This window comes from Alterluteimonas muca (assembly GCF_021191595.1).
Taxonomy (GTDB): Bacteria; Pseudomonadota; Gammaproteobacteria; order Xanthomonadales; family Xanthomonadaceae; genus Luteimonas; species Luteimonas muca.
In genome coordinates, this window is record NZ_JAIWPS010000008.1 from 128,813 (window position 1) to 144,973 (window position 16,161).

13 protein-coding genes and 1 pseudogene are annotated in these 16,161 nt (G+C 68.5%); 1 reads left to right on the forward strand and 13 read right to left on the reverse strand.

Going from position 1 to position 16,161, the window contains the following annotated elements:
• Positions 1-2: 2 nt before the first annotated feature.
• The 10 genes and pseudogenes from LDO11_RS11495 to LDO11_RS11540 form a co-directional block, all read right to left on the reverse strand.
• A pseudogene (locus tag LDO11_RS11495) lies at positions 3-1,118 on the reverse strand (DmpA family aminopeptidase); the annotation flags it as partial.
• Positions 1,119-1,475: 357 nt separating this feature from the next.
• On the reverse strand, positions 1,476-1,901 hold the full coding sequence (locus LDO11_RS11500) for a F0F1 ATP synthase subunit epsilon (RefSeq protein ID WP_129136842.1): 426 nt from the start codon (positions 1,899-1,901) through the stop codon (positions 1,476-1,478).
• Positions 1,902-1,930: 29 nt separating this feature from the next.
• Positions 1,931-3,337: a F0F1 ATP synthase subunit beta gene (atpD, locus tag LDO11_RS11505; protein ID WP_232141670.1), complete on the reverse strand. Its 1,407-nt coding sequence runs from the start codon at positions 3,335-3,337 to the stop codon at positions 1,931-1,933.
• Positions 3,338-3,437: 100 nt separating this feature from the next.
• A complete protein-coding gene (gene atpG / locus LDO11_RS11510) occupies positions 3,438-4,301 on the reverse strand; it encodes a F0F1 ATP synthase subunit gamma (protein ID WP_129136844.1) in 864 nt (287 codons plus the stop codon).
• A gap of 106 nt (positions 4,302-4,407) precedes the next feature.
• Complete coding sequence (atpA, locus tag LDO11_RS11515; RefSeq protein WP_232141671.1) at positions 4,408-5,973, reverse strand: F0F1 ATP synthase subunit alpha; 1,566 nt, start codon at positions 5,971-5,973, stop codon at positions 4,408-4,410.
• A gap of 90 nt (positions 5,974-6,063) precedes the next feature.
• Positions 6,064-6,591, reverse strand: a complete 528-nt coding sequence (locus tag LDO11_RS11520) for a F0F1 ATP synthase subunit delta (protein ID WP_129136846.1) — start codon at positions 6,589-6,591, stop codon at positions 6,064-6,066.
• 2 nt (positions 6,592-6,593) lie between these two features.
• On the reverse strand, positions 6,594-7,064 hold the full coding sequence (locus LDO11_RS11525; protein WP_232141672.1) for a F0F1 ATP synthase subunit B: 471 nt from the start codon (positions 7,062-7,064) through the stop codon (positions 6,594-6,596).
• A gap of 104 nt (positions 7,065-7,168) precedes the next feature.
• Positions 7,169-7,459, reverse strand: coding sequence for a F0F1 ATP synthase subunit C (gene atpE, locus LDO11_RS11530; protein WP_232141673.1), 291 nt, complete (start codon positions 7,457-7,459; stop codon positions 7,169-7,171).
• Positions 7,460-7,532: 73 nt separating this feature from the next.
• Positions 7,533-8,351, reverse strand: a complete 819-nt coding sequence (atpB, locus tag LDO11_RS11535) for a F0F1 ATP synthase subunit A (RefSeq protein ID WP_232141674.1) — start codon at positions 8,349-8,351, stop codon at positions 7,533-7,535.
• 37 nt (positions 8,352-8,388) lie between these two features.
• On the reverse strand, positions 8,389-8,754 hold the full coding sequence (locus LDO11_RS11540; RefSeq protein WP_129136850.1) for an ATP synthase subunit I: 366 nt from the start codon (positions 8,752-8,754) through the stop codon (positions 8,389-8,391).
• A gap of 468 nt (positions 8,755-9,222) precedes the next feature.
• Here LDO11_RS11540 and LDO11_RS11545 point away from each other — a divergent pair, with 468 nt between their 5' ends.
• Positions 9,223-10,173: a hypothetical protein gene (locus LDO11_RS11545; RefSeq protein ID WP_232141675.1), complete on the forward strand. Its 951-nt coding sequence runs from the start codon at positions 9,223-9,225 to the stop codon at positions 10,171-10,173.
• 62 nt (positions 10,174-10,235) lie between these two features.
• Here the strand turns inward: LDO11_RS11545 and LDO11_RS11550 are convergent, their stop codons facing one another.
• From LDO11_RS11550 to aceF, 3 genes are all read right to left on the reverse strand, one after another.
• Complete coding sequence (locus tag LDO11_RS11550) at positions 10,236-12,098, reverse strand: N-acetylmuramoyl-L-alanine amidase (RefSeq protein ID WP_232141676.1); 1,863 nt, start codon at positions 12,096-12,098, stop codon at positions 10,236-10,238.
• A gap of 352 nt (positions 12,099-12,450) precedes the next feature.
• Positions 12,451-14,358 carry a dihydrolipoyl dehydrogenase gene (gene lpdA, locus LDO11_RS11555; protein ID WP_232141677.1) on the reverse strand — a complete coding sequence of 636 codons (1,908 nt, stop codon included), beginning with the start codon at positions 14,356-14,358 and terminating at the stop codon, positions 12,451-12,453.
• A 16-nt stretch (positions 14,359-14,374) separates the two neighbouring features.
• Positions 14,375-16,111, reverse strand: a complete 1,737-nt coding sequence (gene aceF / locus LDO11_RS11560) for a dihydrolipoyllysine-residue acetyltransferase (protein WP_232141678.1) — start codon at positions 16,109-16,111, stop codon at positions 14,375-14,377.
• Positions 16,112-16,161: the final 50 nt, after the last annotated feature.

A 16,161-nucleotide genomic window follows, 5' to 3' on the forward strand; every position in this document is an offset into this window, starting at 1 on the left:
TGGCCGCGCATGCCGCGGGCACGGAACATCGAGTTGAGGATGGCTTCCCCGTTCGCATCGGCGACGGCCACGAACAATGGCGTCATCGCCTCGTTGTCGAGCGTGGCCGCGCCCGCCACCGGCTGGCCGCGGATGCGGCGCATCACCGGTGCGGTGGAAAACGCGATGACGTAGTCGCCCGAGCCGTTGGACATCGAAGCACCCGTGCGCGCCAGGCCGACGATCGCGCGCCGTGCCAGCCGCTCGAGCTGGCGGGCGTCGAGCGGTGCATCGGTGGCGACCACGATCATGATGCTGCCGTCGCCATCGGACGGTGGCGCATCCGCCGCGACGTCGCCATCGCTCCCGGGCCACCACTGCGCCGGATCCGGCAGGCGTGGCCCGACCGGCACGCCGGCAATTGTCAGCGTGCCGCCATAGTTGCTCTGCACCAGCACGCCGACGACGTGTTCGCCCCCTGCAACGGCGACCACGCGCGAGCTGGTGCCGATGCCGCCCTTCCAGCCGAACGCGACCGTGCCGGTGCCGGCGCCGATCGCCCCTTCGTCGACGTTGCCGGTCGATGCGCCCGCCAGCGCCGCACGTACATGAGCCGCCTGCAGCGGCCGTGCGCGGATATCGTTGAGGAAGCCGTCGTTGGTCTCGCCGACCACCGGGTTGAGCGAGCGCACCGCCTCCATGCCCGGGCGCGCCAGCTGCCAGTCGACCAGTGCATCGGCGGCGGTCCAGACGCCGAGGGTGCCGGTCAGCAGGATCGGTGTTTCCAGCTCGCCGAGCTCGCGTACCTGGCTGATGCCCAGCAGCTTTCCATAGCCGTTGGCGACGTGGATCGCAGCGGGCACCCGCTCGGCGTAGAGGTCGCCGGCATGCGGCAGGATCGCGGTCACGCCGGTGCGCACACCGTCGCCTTCGACCACGGTGGCGTGACCGACAGCAACGCCGGCGACATCGACGATGGCATTGCGCGGCCCGGTGGGCAGGTTGCCGATGACGATGCCGGCGTCACGCGCGCGCGGCCGCTGCGAGGTCCCGTCCCTGGCGGCTGCCGTCCACGGTATTGCCACCGTCGCTGCCAGCAGTGCCAACAGCAGCGCGGCCCGCACGGAATCGTTTGGCATGTGGTGCTCTCCCGGAGAACAGCCATGACCCTAGGCTGGTGGGCCCGCGTCGGCAAGGGCGACGCGCCCGGCGCACAGGCAGTGCTCGGGTGCCGATCCTGCGCCAGCGCCCTTCCCTTGATGGCAACCCGTGCAGGCACGCGCAATGCTTTCCCGCACCGGCGTCGAGGCATCGAAGAGCATTCGCGGCCAGGGCCACTCCCATCCCGCGGGCGCGAAGCGAAATGAGGCCCGCGTCGAACCACCGGAGAGCATCCGCAGCCCGGGCCTCACCCACGATGGGCGGGCCGAACGAGGAAAGCCGCCCGGAGGCGGCTTTCCTGGACGTGCAGGCCGGGACGCCTGCAGCGTGTGCACTCAGTGCTTGAGGTTCTTGCGCAGGCGCTCCAGCGCCTGCAGCTGCGCGGCCACCTCGGCCATTTTCTGCTGCGCCTCGGCGATCTCCATCGCCTCACCGCGACCGGCCAGCACGCGCTCGGCTTCCTCCTTGGCCTTGCGCACCGAAGCCTCGTCGATCTCGTCGGCGCGGATCGCGGTGTCGGCAAGGATCGTCACCACCTGCGGCTGCACTTCGAGCAGGCCGCCGGAGATCGCGAAGTCGAGCTTCTCGCCGTTGGCCTGGGTAATCACGACCTTGCCAGGCTTGAGACGGGTGATCAGCGGCGCATGGCGCGGCGCGATGCCGAGCTCGCCCATCTCGCCAGTCGCCACGATCAGCGTGGCCTCGCCGTGGAAGATCTCCGCCTCGGCGCTGACGATGTCGCAACGGATGGTGGTGGTCATGGGCAATTACTCTTGAAAGGACGCGTGGATCAGGCCTTCTCGGTCATCTTGCGGGCCTTCTCGACGGCCTCGTCGATGCTGCCGACCATGTAGAACGCCTGCTCCGGCAGGTGGTCGTACTCGCCGTCCACGATGCCCTTGAAGCCGCGGATGGTTTCCTTCAGCGGCACGTACTTGCCCGGCGAACCGGTGAAGACTTCGGCCACGTGGAACGGCTGCGAGAAGAAGCGCTCGATCTTGCGCGCGCGCGACACGGCCTGCTTGTCCTCTTCCGACAGCTCGTCCATGCCCAGGATCGCGATGATGTCCTTGAGCTCCTTGTACTTCTGCAGCGTCGACTGCACGCGGCGCGCGGTGTCGTAGTGCTCGGTGCCGATCACGTTCGGGTCCAGCTGGCGCGAGGTCGAGTCGAGCGGATCGACCGCCGGGTAGATGCCCAGCGAGGCGATGTTGCGCGAAAGCACGACGGTGGCGTCGAGGTGGGCGAAGGTGGTCGCAGGCGACGGGTCGGTCAGGTCGTCCGCGGGCACGTACACGGCCTGGATCGAGGTGATCGAACCCGACTTGGTCGAGGTGATGCGCTCCTGCAGCACGCCCATTTCCTCGGCGAGCGTGGGCTGGTAACCCACCGCCGATGGCATGCGGCCCAGCAGCGCCGACACTTCGGTACCGGCCAGGGTGTAGCGGTAGATGTTGTCGACAAACAGCAGCACGTCCTTGCCCTTGCCCGACGCGTCCTTCTCGTCGCGGAAGTACTCGGCCATGGTCAGGCCGGTCAGCGCGACACGCAGGCGGTTGCCCGGCGGCTCGTTCATCTGGCCGTAGACCATCGCCACCTTGTCGAGGACGTTGGAGTCCTTCATCTCGTGGTAGAAATCGTTGCCCTCGCGGGTACGCTCGCCGACGCCTGCGAACACCGACAGGCCCGAGTGCGCCTTGGCGATGTTGTTGATGAGTTCCATCATGTTGACGGTCTTGCCGACGCCGGCGCCGCCGAACAGGCCGACCTTGCCGCCCTTGGCGAACGGACACATCAGGTCGATGACCTTGATGCCGGTCTCGAGCAGCTCGGTGGACGAGGACTGGTCCTCGTAGGACGGCGCGGCGCGGTGGATTTCCCAGTGCGCGGTGGCGTCGACCGGGCCGGCCTCGTCGATCGGGCGGCCCAGCACGTCCATGATGCGGCCGAGCGTGCCGGCGCCGACCGGCACCGAGATCGCGGTCCCGGTGTTGGTGGCGACCAGGTTGCGCTTGAGGCCATCGGTCGAGCCGAGCGCGATGGCGCGCACGATGCCGTCGCCGAGCTGCTGCTGCACTTCCAGCGTGATCTCGGTGCCGTCGACCTTCAGCGCGTCGTACACCTTCGGCACTTCGTTGCGCGGGAACTCCACGTCGACGACGGCGCCGATGATCTGAACGATCTTGCCCTGACTCATTTTGATTTCCTCGGACTCTAGATTTTTCCGCGACCCGGGTCGCTGGTGTGTTTCTTTCGGAAGCCCGCACGTGGACGTGCGGGCTCTTGCGAGGGACTCGCTATACGGCCGCGGCGCCGCCCACGATCTCGGAGATTTCCTGGGTGATCGCGGCCTGGCGGGCCTTGTTGTAGACCAGGTTCAGCGTGTCGATCAGCTTGGTCGCGTTGTCGCTGGCGGCCTTCATCGCCACCATGCGCGCAGCGTGCTCGGAGGCGACGTTCTCCATCACCGCCTGGTACACCAGAGACTCGACGTAGCGGGTCAGCACGTGTTCGAGCACCGACTCCGCGTCCGGCTCGTAGATGTAGTCCCAGTCGTGCTTGACGATGGTCTCGTCGGATGCCGGCAGCGGCAGCAGCTGGTCGAACGCCGCACGCTGGGTCATCGTGTTGACGAAGTCGTTGTAGGCCAGGAACACGCGGTCCAGCGAACCCTCGGTGTAGCCGTCGAGCATGACCTTGATCACGCCGATCAGCTGCTCGACCTCGGGGTTGTCACCGAGGTGGGTGACGCTGGCCAGCATGCGCACCTTGAGGCGGCGGAAGAACACCGTCGCCTTCTGGCCGATGGTGACCACGTCGACCTCGACGCCCTTCTCCTGCCACTGGCGCATTTCCACCAGCAGCTTGCGGAACAGGTTGTTGTTGAGGCCGCCGGCCAGGCCGCGGTCGGACGAGACGATGATGTAGCCCACCCGCTTCGGCGCCGGGCGCTCGATGAGGTAGGGGTGCTGGAACTCCGAGTTCGCCTGCGCCAGGTGCCCGATCAGCTGCTTCATCGCCCGTGCGTACGGGCGCGAGGCCTTCATCCGGTCCTGTGCCTTGCGGATCTTGGAGGCCGAGACCATTTCCAGCGCACGCGTCACCTTGCGGGTGTTCTGCACGCTCTTGATCTTGGTCTTGATTTCTCTGCCGCCAGCCATTGCTCGCTCCGCTGCGGTGATCCGGTCGGGGAAGCCCGGTTGCCCGGTCTGCCTCCCCTCGCCTCACCTGTGTCGAATCACCAAACCATCAGACAAGCCAACCGGTTCAGAACGAACCGGTCTGCTTGAAGTCCGCGATGCCCTTCTTGAAGGCCGCCTCGATCTCGTCGTTCCACGCACCGCTCGCGTTGATCTTCTCGATCAGCGCACCCTCGGTGTTGTCGAAGTGGGCGTGCAGGCCCGATTCGAACGCGAGGATCCTGTTGACCGGCACGTCGTCGAGGAAACCCTCGTTGACGGCATAGATCGACAGCGCCTGGTGGGCGATCGACATCGGCAGGTACTGCTTCTGCTTCATCAGCTCGGTGACGCGCTGGCCGCGCTCGAGCTGCTTGCGGGTCGCGTCGTCGAGATCGGAGGCGAACTGCGCGAACGCCGCGAGTTCACGGTACTGCGCCAGCGCGATACGGATGCCGCCCGAGAGCTTCTTGACGATCTTGGTCTGCGCCGCGCCACCCACGCGCGACACCGAGATACCGGCGTTCACGGCCGGGCGGATGCCCGCGTTGAACAGGTCGGTCTCCAGGAAGATCTGGCCGTCGGTGATCGAGATCACGTTGGTCGGCACGAACGCGGAGACGTCGCCGGCCTGGGTCTCGATGATCGGCAGCGCGGTCAGCGAGCCGGTCCGGCCCTTGACCTCGCCATTGGTGAACTTCTCCACGTACTCCTCGGACACGCGCGCGGCGCGCTCGAGCAGGCGGGAGTGCAGGTAGAACACGTCGCCCGGATACGCTTCGCGGCCCGGCGGGCGGCGCAGCAGCAGCGAGATCTGGCGGTAGGCCACGGCCTGCTTGGACAGGTCGTCATAGACGATCAGCGCGTCCTGGCCGCGGTCCATGAAGTACTCGCCCATGGTGCAGCCCGAGTACGCCGAGATGTACTGCATCGCGGCCGACTCGGACGCGGTGGCGGCGACCACGATGGTGTGCGCCAGGGCGCCGTTCTCTTCCAGCTTGCGCACGATGTTGGCGACGGTCGAGGCCTTCTGGCCGATCGCCACGTACACGCACTTGATGCCGGTGCCCTTCTGGTTGATCACCGCGTCGATGGCCATCGCGGTCTTGCCGGTCTGGCGGTCGCCGATGATCAGCTCGCGCTGGCCGCGGCCGATCGGGATCATGGCGTCGACCGACTTGTAGCCGGTCTGCACCGGCTGGTCGACCGACTTGCGCCAGATCACGCCCGGCGCCACGCGCTCGACCGGTGCGGTCTGCGTGGCGGCGATGGGGCCCTTGCCGTCGATCGGCTCGCCGAGCGCGTTGACCACGCGACCCAGCATTTCCGGGCCCACCGGCACTTCGAGGATGCGGCCGGTGGTCTTGGCCACGTCGCCCTCGCGCAGGTGCTCGTAGTCACCCAGGACTACGGCGCCGACCGAGTCGCGCTCGAGGTTCAGGGCGAGCGCGAACGTGTCTGCACCGCTTTCAGATGCAGGCAGCTCGATCATTTCGCCCTGCATCACGTCGGCCAGGCCGTAGATGCGCACGATGCCGTCGGACACGGAGGTGACCGTGCCCTCGTTGCGCGCCTCGGCGGCCAGCTTGACCTTCTCGATGCGGCTCTTGATCAGTTCGCTGATTTCAGAGGGGTTGAGCTGGGTGCTTGCCATTTCCGGATCCTCGGCGCGCCGGATTCGACGACGCGCGGTCAATGAAACTGTGGTGGGCGCGGGCGCCTGTGGGCGGCGTCCGCATCCTGGTTACTGGCTCAGCGCCGACTGCAGGCGTGCGAGCTTGCCGCGCAGGGAGCCGTCGATGACGACATCGCCGGCGCTGATGACCGCGCCACCGATCAAGGCGTCGTCGACCGCGACCGACAGCTGCACCTCGCGGCCGAAACGGCGTGCGAGGGCGGCGCGGATGGCGTCGAGTTCGGTTGCCGGCAGGTCGGTCGCCGAGGTCACCGTCGCGCGCACCACCTGTTCGGCGTCCGCACGCAGGTCCTCGTAGAGGCCGGCGATCTCGGGCAGCAGCGCAAGGCGGCCGTTGCGGGCCAGCAGTGCCAGGAAGTCACGGAAACCTTCCTGCGCACCTTCGGGTGCCAGCAGCGCCACCGCGTCTTCGCGGGCCAGGCCCGGATGGCCGAGCAGCGGCTGCGCCTGCGGATCCACCGCCACGCGCGCGGAGAACGCGAGCGCGTCCGACCATGCAGCGAACGCACCGGCGTCGCGGGCAAGGCCGAATGCGGCACGCGCATAGGGACGGGCGAGGGTGATCTCCTGGCTCACGCTCAGATCTCCGCGGCCAGTTCGTCGAGCAGGACCCTGTGGGCGTTGGCGTCGATCTCGCGACGCAGCAGCTTCTCGGCGCCGGTCACCGCCAGCATCGACACCTGGCGACGCAGGTCCTCGCGGGCACGGTTGGCCGAAGCCTCGATCTCGGCCTCCACCATCGCCTTCTGGCGCGCGGCCTCGGCCTGCGCCTCGGCGCGTGCCTGCTCCACGATCTGGTTGGCGCGCTGGTGGGCCTGGTCGATGATCTCGTTGGCCTTGGTACGCGCCGTCCTGAGTTCTTCGTTGACCTGTTCCTGCGCCTGCGCCAGCGCACGCTGGCTGTTGTCGGCGGCGGCGAGGCCTTCTGCGATCTTCTGCTGGCGCTCCTCGATGGCCTTGAGCAACGGCGGCCAGACGTAGGTCGCGATCAGCCAGATCAGGCCGGCAAAGGCCAGGGCCTGGGCGATCAGGGTCAGATTGATGTTCATGGGTGTGCCACTGCCTGTCGTGATGGTCCGGGCATGCCGTGCATGCCAGCTGTCATCCGGGAAGCGGGCGGCCGCTCACGGCTGCCCGCTTTCCTGCGGCTGGATCAGCCGCCCAGCTGTGCGGCGACCGGGCCGACGAACGGCGAGGCGAACGCGAACAGCAGGCCGACAGCGACCGAGATGATGAACGCGGCGTCGATCAGGCCGGCGGTGATGAACATGCGGACCTGCAGGACCGGGATCAGCTCCGGCTGGCGGGCGGCCGACTCGAGGAACTTGCCGGCCATGATGGCCAGACCCAGACCTGCGCCCAGCGCGGCCAGGCCGATCATGATGCCGATGGCCAGAGCGGTCGAAGCCTGGATCTGGGCGAACGAGGTCAGAGCGATTTCCATGGTTTTCTCCGGAACGGATGTTGCGAGGGTTGGATGTTGAGGGTGAAGCGGAAAACGGGACGCGTGCCTGCCGTCAGTGGCTGTCCTCGGCGAGGCTGAGGTAGACGATCGACAGCATCATGAAGATGAAGGCCTGCAGCGGGATCACCAGGATGTGGAAGATCATCCAGCCGAGGCCGAACACCGCGCCGCCGAGCAGGCCCAGAAGGCCGGCACCGCCGAGGACCCAGATCAGCAGGAACACGATCTCGCCGCCGAACATGTTGCCGAACAGTCGCATCGCCAGCGAAATGGGCTTGGACACCCACTCGACGATGTTGAGGATGAGGTTGAACGGCATCATCCACTTGCCGAACGGCGCGGTCAGGAATTCCTTGGTGAAGCCGCCCAGGCCCTTGGAACGCAGGGCGAAGAACAGCATCAGGAAGAACACACTGATCGACAGGCCGAGCGTCGCGTTGACGTCGGCGGTCGGCACCGGCTTCCAGTAGTTGACGCCCAGCCAGCCCAGCGGCACGGCGAAGAAGTCCGCCGGGATGAACTTGAGCATGTTCATCAGCAGGATCCAGAAGAACAGGGTGATCGCGATCGGCGTCACCAGCTTGCTGGACCCGTGGTAGGTATCGCGCGCCTGGCGGTCGACGAACTCGAGCAGGATCTCGACGAACGCCTGCCACCTGCCCGGCACGCCCGAGGTCGCCCTGCGGGTGGCGATCCAGAACAGGAAGGTCACGATCAGGCCCATCGTGACCGAGGTCAGGATGGTGTCGAGGTTGATCGACCAGAAGCCGTCGTTCGCGGTCGACCCATGCACGCCGCCAGCCTCGCTGTAGACGAGGTTCTGGAGATGGTGCTGGATGTAGCTGGTGGGGGTTTCCGCCTCGCCGGCCATGTGCCTGTCCGCCTCTGACTGTCTGTACGTGTTCGAATCAACGACTGGCCATGGCCAGCATCTGTGTCACCAGTGCCACGATGACGCCGACTCCGACCGCGACGGGGGGCAGACCGCCCACACCCACCGCAAGCACCAGCACCACCAGCACGACCGCCCACTTCGCCAGCGCCCCGACCAGTACGCGCGCAAGCGCGCCACCTGCCGGTGCAACCCCGCCACCCAGCGCGATCGCGCTGTGCAGCCAGCCACCGAGCGCGACCGAACCACCACCGGCCAGCGCTGCCAGCGCCCAGGGCCACCCCTTGACGAGGAAGGCCAGCGCGGTCAGCGCCACCGCGACCGCCTGCCAGGCGAGTGCGCGCTGCGCCAGCCGCCGACCCGCAGCGAAGGAACTCAACACATGGGGGTCCTGTGACGATGGACGGCCCGGACCAATGAAACCGCCCGGCGAAGCCGCCGAAGTATAGCAGTGGCCGGCTTTGAGGGACAACCGGCGGAGGTCCCGGGGCCCCGTATCGTTGCCGCACAACAGGCTTGGCCGGCCGTGGCGCGCATTCAGAAAATTCATGCGGATTTCCGGGAACTCCGCGCCGGACCCGCAGTCCGACCTCCCGCGCGGCCTGCCTCTTCCTCGTCGATCCAGCAGGCCCCACCGAAGCCCCGGCATGCCGGGGCTTCCCCTTTTCCGGGCCCCTGGCAGCCCTGCAAGCGGGCCTTCCGGCCGCGCAGCGCAGGTGCGCGGCCGCGGTCGCTTGCGTTCCATACGCCACCGTCTTCACGGCAGGAAGACCCTGTGTGAACGGACACTGCCGCCTCGCCGCCGGTCGTGGCGGCGCTTCCGTCCCCCAGAACGCATAACGAGACCACGATGTCCGCACCCACCCCCCGTCTGCTTGCCATCGCCCTGCTCGCGGTCGCCGCGGGCGTGGCCGCTTCCCCGGCCCACGCCCAGCAGTCCGACAGCGAGGAGCGCTTCACCCTGCGCCTGAGCGCATTCAACCCGGAAGCGCAGCTGCGCTTCACCGGCGACGGCGTCGCCACCAACGGCACCGAGACCGAGGACTTCTTCGCCGCCGAGACCTTCGATGTCGGCAGCGAATGGCGCCCGCGTGGCGCGATCGGGTTCCGGCTGAGCGAGCGCCAGGCGCTGGTCGGCAACTATTACGACTACAGCCGCGACAACGACTGGGGCTTCGAGGGCGACTGGCTGAACCCGGGCGGCCTCCTGCGCGGTATCGGCGTCGACGTGCCCGATGAACTGCCCGATGGCCCGGTGGAACTGCCGGAAGTGGACCTCTCCGGCCGGGTCAAGTTCTCGCTCACCAGCCTCAACTACGAGTACGCGGTGGTCTCCACCGAGACCTTCGAATGGGGCCTGGGCCTGGGCGTGACCTATGCCGAACTCGAGGCCCGCGCCAACGGCAGCTGGACCGCCACCGCCGAGATCGATGCCGGCGAGGCCGAGTACCAGTGGAAGAAGTCCGGCTGGTCCCCGGGCCTGCACACGCGCCTGTCCTGGCGCCCGGCCGAGCGCTGGAGCGTGGGCCTGGAAGGCCAGTATCTCGACACCGAATGGGGGAACTTCCTCGACGAGCGCGGCCACTTCGAGCGTGCCGGCCTGGTGGTCGAGTACATGGTCAACGAGCGTGTCGGCGTGCATGTCGGCTACGACTGGTTCCGCCTCAAGCTCAAGGACGATTACACCGCCCGCTTCGAAGGTGCGTCCGAACTCGACATCGACCCGGTCGACGTCAACGGCGAACTCAGCGGCCAGCTCAAGGTGCATGGCCCGATGGCCGGCGTGACCTTCCGCTTCTGATCCGGCACATCCGTGTGTGACACGAAGGCCCCGGCACATGCCGGGGCCTTCTGCGTCGGGGGTCAGTTGCGGATCTGCACGTCGTCGATATAGACGTTGACGTCGTAGCTGGTCTGCGCACGCTGGATCCAGATCGCGTCGAGGGTGACGCTGGCCGCATCGATCGCTCCGTTGGCGCTGCCGGCCCAGGCGTTCCACTGCGCGGCGTCGGTGAGGCTCCACTCGACGTAGGTCCACTGGTTGGCTGGCACGCTGCGCACGGTGGAGCGTTCGGTGCCGCCGCCGTCGTCGATGCCAACGCCCACGCTCATGCCGCTGCCGCCGGTATAGACCCAGAAGCCGATGCGGCCGTTGGCGCGCGACAGCGTGGTGTTGCTGCCCGGGTTGCCGGTGCCCGACAGCAGCCGCACGGCCCAGGCTGCCGACGACGATGCGTTGTCCTTCAGCAGCACGCGCAGCGAACAGCTGCCGTTGCGGCGGGTGGCGCAGTCGCGCGTGGCGGTGGAGGCGCTCGAGATGCCGGTGGTGCTGCCGGAGTAGGCCGGCGGGGTGTTGAAGTGGCCGACGCTGCCCTCGAACGAATCGAGGATGCGCGTGCTGCCGCCGCTGCCGGGGTTGAGCAGGCCGTAGTAGTGGCTCCAGTTCCAGTTGATGCCGGGATCGGTGTGGGTCTGGCCGCTGAAGTGCTGGTGGCCCTTGATGCGCACGCTGTCGGGCTGCACGTTGATGCCGCTGCTGGGGGCGCCGCGGTATGCGCTGGCACAGCTGATCGCGCTGTAGCGCGAACACCAGTGCCGCACCAGCGCGGCCGATGCGTTGTACATCGCGCTGGTGTACCAGCTGGCGTTGTTGACGTAGCCCTCGTGCTCGATGCCCAGCGTGTAGCCGTTGTGGTTGCGCACGTGCCAGGCGGTATGCGCCTCGCGCACCATCTGGGTGACCTGGCCGTCGGAACTGCGGATCACGTAGTGCGCGCTGACGTTGGAGGACGAGTTCCTGAACCAGCTGATCGTGCCGGCGTAACTGCCCTGCGCGGTGTGCAGGGTGACCGCGCTCACGGCCGCGCTGCGAGAGGCGTTGTAGTTGCTTGAATGCGCCGGATTCCAGATCGCCGGGCCGTAATCGGTGCTCCTGATTCCGGCATCGATGCCCTTGTCGGCGTCGCGGCGGACCAGCTGCTCGCTGACCGGATCGATCGCATGGCTGTCGGTCTCGATGCTGTCGGTGGCCACATCCAGACGCACGAAGGGCGCCTGCAGCCGCACCAGCTGGTCGGCATCGAACGCCGTTTCCCACGCCACCGGGCGCACCGGCACGCGCACGCCTTCATCGTCGACGCCGCGGTCGAGTGCCAGCAGCACGTCGAAGGCGAACGCGGCGCGCGCGTGGTCGTCGATCGCACTGGTGCCCTGCGGCGTGCCGAAGCCGGCATAGCGGGCCAGCGCCTGTGCGAGCACGGCATCGTCCCCGGCGTCCAGCCCGCGCAGTTCGCGCGCAAGCAGCGCGGCCGCGGCGAGGATGTTGGCGGTCGGATCGCGCCGGATCCGGTCCGCCGGCAGGCCGGTCACTGCCGCCGCCTCGCCGACCTGGTCGGCAAAGCCGTCGCCGGCATACAGGCCCATCACGCCCCAGGCGGTGGGCATGTGGTGGTGGCCGGCGTCGCCGTCCTGCGCCGCCTCGAGCGGCTGCCAGCGGCTCTGCGCCCAGGCGACGGCCTCGAGCGTGCCGCGTGGGATCTGCGGATAGGCGCGATAGGCGCGCGCGAACAATGCCGGATAGCGCGCACGCTCGCGCAGCAGTGCATCGCGCTGTGCGCTGCGCTGCAACTCGATGCGTGCATCCACGCCACCCTGGGTGGCCGGCTCGACCGCGCCGGCATTCCATACCATCCCCGCAGCGACGGCGAGCGCCGCTGTCCAATGCATCCTTCCCATGAATCCTCCCGTGGCGCGTGGCGCCGGTGCGGTCCCCCCTGCAGGGCGCGAGCCCTGTGGACGGCTTACGCCTGCACAGGAGGTGCCACAACCCGGGTAAACCCGCGTCCGCGCGGAATTGCAGACGTGCGCACACGCGAAGCGGATGGCGGTCGCGGATGGGGGCACCGGACCACTGGAGCACGGAGGTGGAGTGACGCGGCCGCGACCCTTGCCCGCCCGCGACCAGAAGGTCGGAGCGGGCGCTGCGGGGCCCTCGCCCGCAGACGGCGGGAGGGCCGGGACACGCAGCCGCGACGCCTGGAGCTGCGGCGCGCGCGCCGGGGGCGGCCCGCCCGAAGCCCTACTTGCGCCTGGGCAGGTAGAGGTCGGTGATGGTTCCGTCGTAGACCTCGGCGGCCATCGCCACCGATTCGCCGAGCGTCGGGTGCGGGTGGATGGTGTGGGCGATATCGGCGACTTCCGCGCCCATCTCGATGGCAAGCGCGGCCTCGGCAATGAGCTCGCCGGCGTGCACGCCGACGATGCCGGCACCGAGGATGCGATGCGTGGCCTCGTCGAACACCAGCTTGGTGAACCCTTCGGTACGGTCGAGGCCGATCGCGCGGCCGCTGGCGGCCCACGGGAACTTGCCGATGCCGACCTTGAGCCCCTTGGCCCTGGCCTCGTTCTCGGTGACACCGACCCAGGCGATTTCCGGGTCGGTGTAGGCGACGGACGGGATGACCCGTGCCACCCATTCCCGGCTCTTATCAGGATCGCCTTCGCCGGCGGCCACTTCGGCGGCGAGCTTGCCCTCGTGCGTCGCCTTGTGCGCCAGCATCGGCTGGCCGACGAGGTCGCCGATGGCGAAGATGTGCGGCACATTGGTGCGCATCTGCCGGTCGACCTCGATGAAGCCGCGCTCGGTGACTTCGACGCCGGCCTTGTCGGCAGCGATCTTCCCACCGTTCGGGCTGCGCCCCACGGCCACCAGCACGCGGTCGAACCGCGTTGCCTGCGGGACGTTCTCGCCGTCGAAGCTCACCTCGATGGCCTCCCTGCCCGCCTTCGCCTCGACCACCTTCGTCTTCAGGTGAACCGACACGCCCTGCTTCTTCAGGCGATCGGCCAGCGGCCTGACCAGATCGTGGTCGGCGCCAGGCATCAGCTGGTCGGCCAGCTCCACCACCGTCACTTCGGCGCCCAGCGCGCGGTACACCGTGGCCATTTCCAGGCCGATGATGCCGCCACCGACCACCAGCATCCGCTTCGGGACCTCGGCCAGCTGCAGTGCATCGGTGGAATCCATGATCCGCGGATCGTCCCACGGGAAGCCGGGCAGCTTCAGCGCCTGCGAACCGGCGGCGATGATGCACTGCTCGAAGCGCACGAGCTGCGTATTGCCATCGGCGCCGGTCACCTCGAGCTCGTTGGGCGACACGAAACTGCCGGTGCCGGCTACCACCCGCACCTTGCGCTGCTTGGCCATGCCGGCCAGCCCCTTGGTGAGCTGGCCGACGACCTTGTCCTTGTAGGCGCGCAGGCGGTCGAGCGCGATCTTCGGTTTGCCGAAGTCGACGCCGTAGACGCTGGCGTGCTGCGCCTGGTCGATCACATCGGCAGCGTGCAGCAGCGCCTTGGACGGAATGCAGCCGACGTTGAGGCAGACGCCACCGAGGTTGTCGTAGCGCTCGACCAGCACGGTGTCGAGGCCGAGGTCGGCGGCGCGGAAGGCGGCGGTGTAGCCGCCAGGGCCGGAGCCGAGCACGACGATGCGGCACTCGACGTCGGCCGTGCGGCCGCTCGAAGGCGCCGCGGTGGACGGCTTCGATTGCGCACGCCCAGCCTTCGCATCGGCGGGCTGCGACGTGCTGCCGTAACCCTTGGCCGCCGCGTTGCTGCCCTCACCCGATGCGCGGCCCGCGTCGACCTCTCCCGCGGGCGGGAGAGGTGTGCCAGCTGCTTTGCCGCCGTCTGTCCCGGCCGCGGCATCGGGCGCACCGCGTGCGTTGCCCGCGTCATCGGCATCGGCCGCCTCGATCACCGCGACCACGCTCCCTTCGGACAGCGTGTCGCCGACCGCGACCTTCAGCTCGCGCACCACGCCCGCCAACGACGACGGCACCTCCATCGTCGCCTTGTCGGATTCCAGCGTGACCAGTCCCTGGTCCTTCGCCACGGTGTCGCCGACGGCGACCAGCACTTCGATCACCGGTACATCGGCCTGGCCGCCGATGTCGGGCACCTTCACTTCCTGGGTCTTGGCCATCACAGGTCTCCGCGCATCACAGCAGGACACGGCGCATGTCGCCCAGCACCTGGGCGAGATACGCGGTGAAGCGCGCGGCGGCGGCGCCGTCGATCACGCGGTGGTCGTAGGACAGCGACAGCGGCAGCACCAGCCGCGGCTTGAACTTCTCGCCATTCCAGACCGGCTTCATGGCCGCCTTCGACACGCCGAGGATCGCCACCTCCGGTGCATTGACGATCGGGGTGAACGAAGTGCCGCCGATGCCGCCGAGCGAACTGATCGAGAAGCAGCCGCCGGACATGTCGGCCGGGCCCAGCTTGCCTTCGCGGGCCTTCTTCGCAAGCGCCGAGGTCTCCTGCGCGATCTCGATCACGCCCTTGCGGTCGACGTCGCGCACCACCGGCACCACCAGCCCATTGGGCGTGTCGGCGGCGAAACCGATGTGGAAATACTTCTTCAGCGTGAGCGTTTCGCCCGAAGCATCGAGCGAGGCATTGAACTCCGGGAAGGTCTTCAGCGCGGAGGCGCTGGCCTTGATCAGGAACGCGAGCATGGTCAGCTTGATGCCCGCCTTCTCGTGTTCCCGGTTGAGCTGCACGCGCAGGTCTTCGAGCGCGGTGATGTCGGCATCGTCGTGCTGGGTGACGTGCGGGATCATCGCCCAGTTGCGCGCGAGGTTGGCGCCGGAGATCTTCCGGATCCGCGACAGCGGCTTTTCCTCGATCTCGCCGAACTTCGAGAAGTCCACCTTCGGCCACGGCAGCAGGTCGAGCCCGCCACCGCCCGCGCCCGCCTTGCCGGCCGGCTGCGATGCGCCTCCGGCGAGTGCGCCCTTGACGAACTGCTGCACGTCCTCACGGGTGATGCGGCCACCGCGGGCACTGCCGCTGACCTGCGCAAGGTCGACGCCCAGCTCGCGCGCGAACAGGCGCACGGCGGGGCTGGCATACGGCACCTTGCCGGGCATGACGGCCTCGGCGTCGAAACGCACCGGCGGCTCGGCACGACCGGCCGGGCGATGGTCCATCGAGGCGCGCGCGATATTGTCCGGGCGGGTGCCGGGCGAGGCCGGCTCCACCACCGGATCGTCGCTCTCCTCGGGCGCCTGGGCCTGCGGCTGCGCCGGCCCCCTGTCGGCCGTGGCGGTGTCGCCGCCCTGGCCTTCGATCCGCGCGACCACGCTGCCGGCGGACACCGTGTCGCCGACCTTCACCGTCAGCTCGACCACGGTGCCGGCGAACGGCGCCGGGACTTCCATGGTCGCCTTGTCGGATTCGAGCGTGACCAGGCCCTGGTCCTTCTCCACGTGGTCGCCCACCGCCACCAGCACCTCGATCACCGGCACGTCGTCCTGGCCGCCGATGTCGGGCACCGCCGCATCCTGGATGCCGGCGGACGCGCCCGCATCGGGCGTACCCGCGGCCGGCGCTGCGGAAGGTCCGGAAGGGGCGGGCGCGGACGCCTGCGGCTTCGGCGCTTCCGCCTTCGATGCGGCAGCGGGCGCGGCCTGTGCGGGCGCCCCGTCCGCTGCATCGGGCTCGATCATCGCCACCACGGTGTCCTGCGAGACCCTGTCGCCCTCCTTGACCCGGAGTTCGCGCACCATGCCCGCGAACGCGGCCGGCACCTCCATCGTCGCCTTGTCGGACTCCAGCGTCAGCAGGCCCTGGTCCTTGTCCACGCGGTCGCCCACCGACACCAGCACTTCGATCACGGGCACATCGTCATAGCCGCCGATATCCGGCACACGTGCTTCTTTGAGGTCGGCCATGCGGCGCTCCGCGCAAACATAAGGGGGTGGCTATTGTGTCCCCCCGCGCT

Coding starts and splice junctions, on each gene's coding strand:
- LDO11_RS11525 (WP_232141672.1), bottom strand. CDS start 7,064: ATGAACATCAATCTGACCCTGATCGCCCAGGCCCTGGCCTTTGCCGGC.
- atpE (WP_232141673.1), bottom strand. CDS start 7,459: ATGGAAATCGCTCTGACCTCGTTCGCCCAGATCCAGGCTTCGACCGCT.
- LDO11_RS11550 (WP_232141676.1), bottom strand. CDS start 12,098: ATGCATTGGACAGCGGCGCTCGCCGTCGCTGCGGGGATGGTATGGAAT.
- lpdA (WP_232141677.1), bottom strand. CDS start 14,358: ATGGCCAAGACCCAGGAAGTGAAGGTGCCCGACATCGGCGGCCAGGCC.
- atpG (WP_129136844.1), bottom strand. CDS start 4,301: ATGGCTGGCGGCAGAGAAATCAAGACCAAGATCAAGAGCGTGCAGAAC.
- atpB (WP_232141674.1), bottom strand. CDS start 8,351: ATGGCCGGCGAGGCGGAAACCCCCACCAGCTACATCCAGCACCATCTC.
- aceF (WP_232141678.1), bottom strand. CDS start 16,111: ATGGCCGACCTCAAAGAAGCACGTGTGCCGGATATCGGCGGCTATGAC.
- atpD (WP_232141670.1), bottom strand. CDS start 3,337: ATGAGTCAGGGCAAGATCGTTCAGATCATCGGCGCCGTCGTCGACGTG.
- atpA (WP_232141671.1), bottom strand. CDS start 5,973: ATGGCAAGCACCCAGCTCAACCCCTCTGAAATCAGCGAACTGATCAAG.
- LDO11_RS11545 (WP_232141675.1), top strand. CDS start 9,223: ATGTCCGCACCCACCCCCCGTCTGCTTGCCATCGCCCTGCTCGCGGTC.
- LDO11_RS11500 (WP_129136842.1), bottom strand. CDS start 1,901: ATGACCACCACCATCCGTTGCGACATCGTCAGCGCCGAGGCGGAGATC.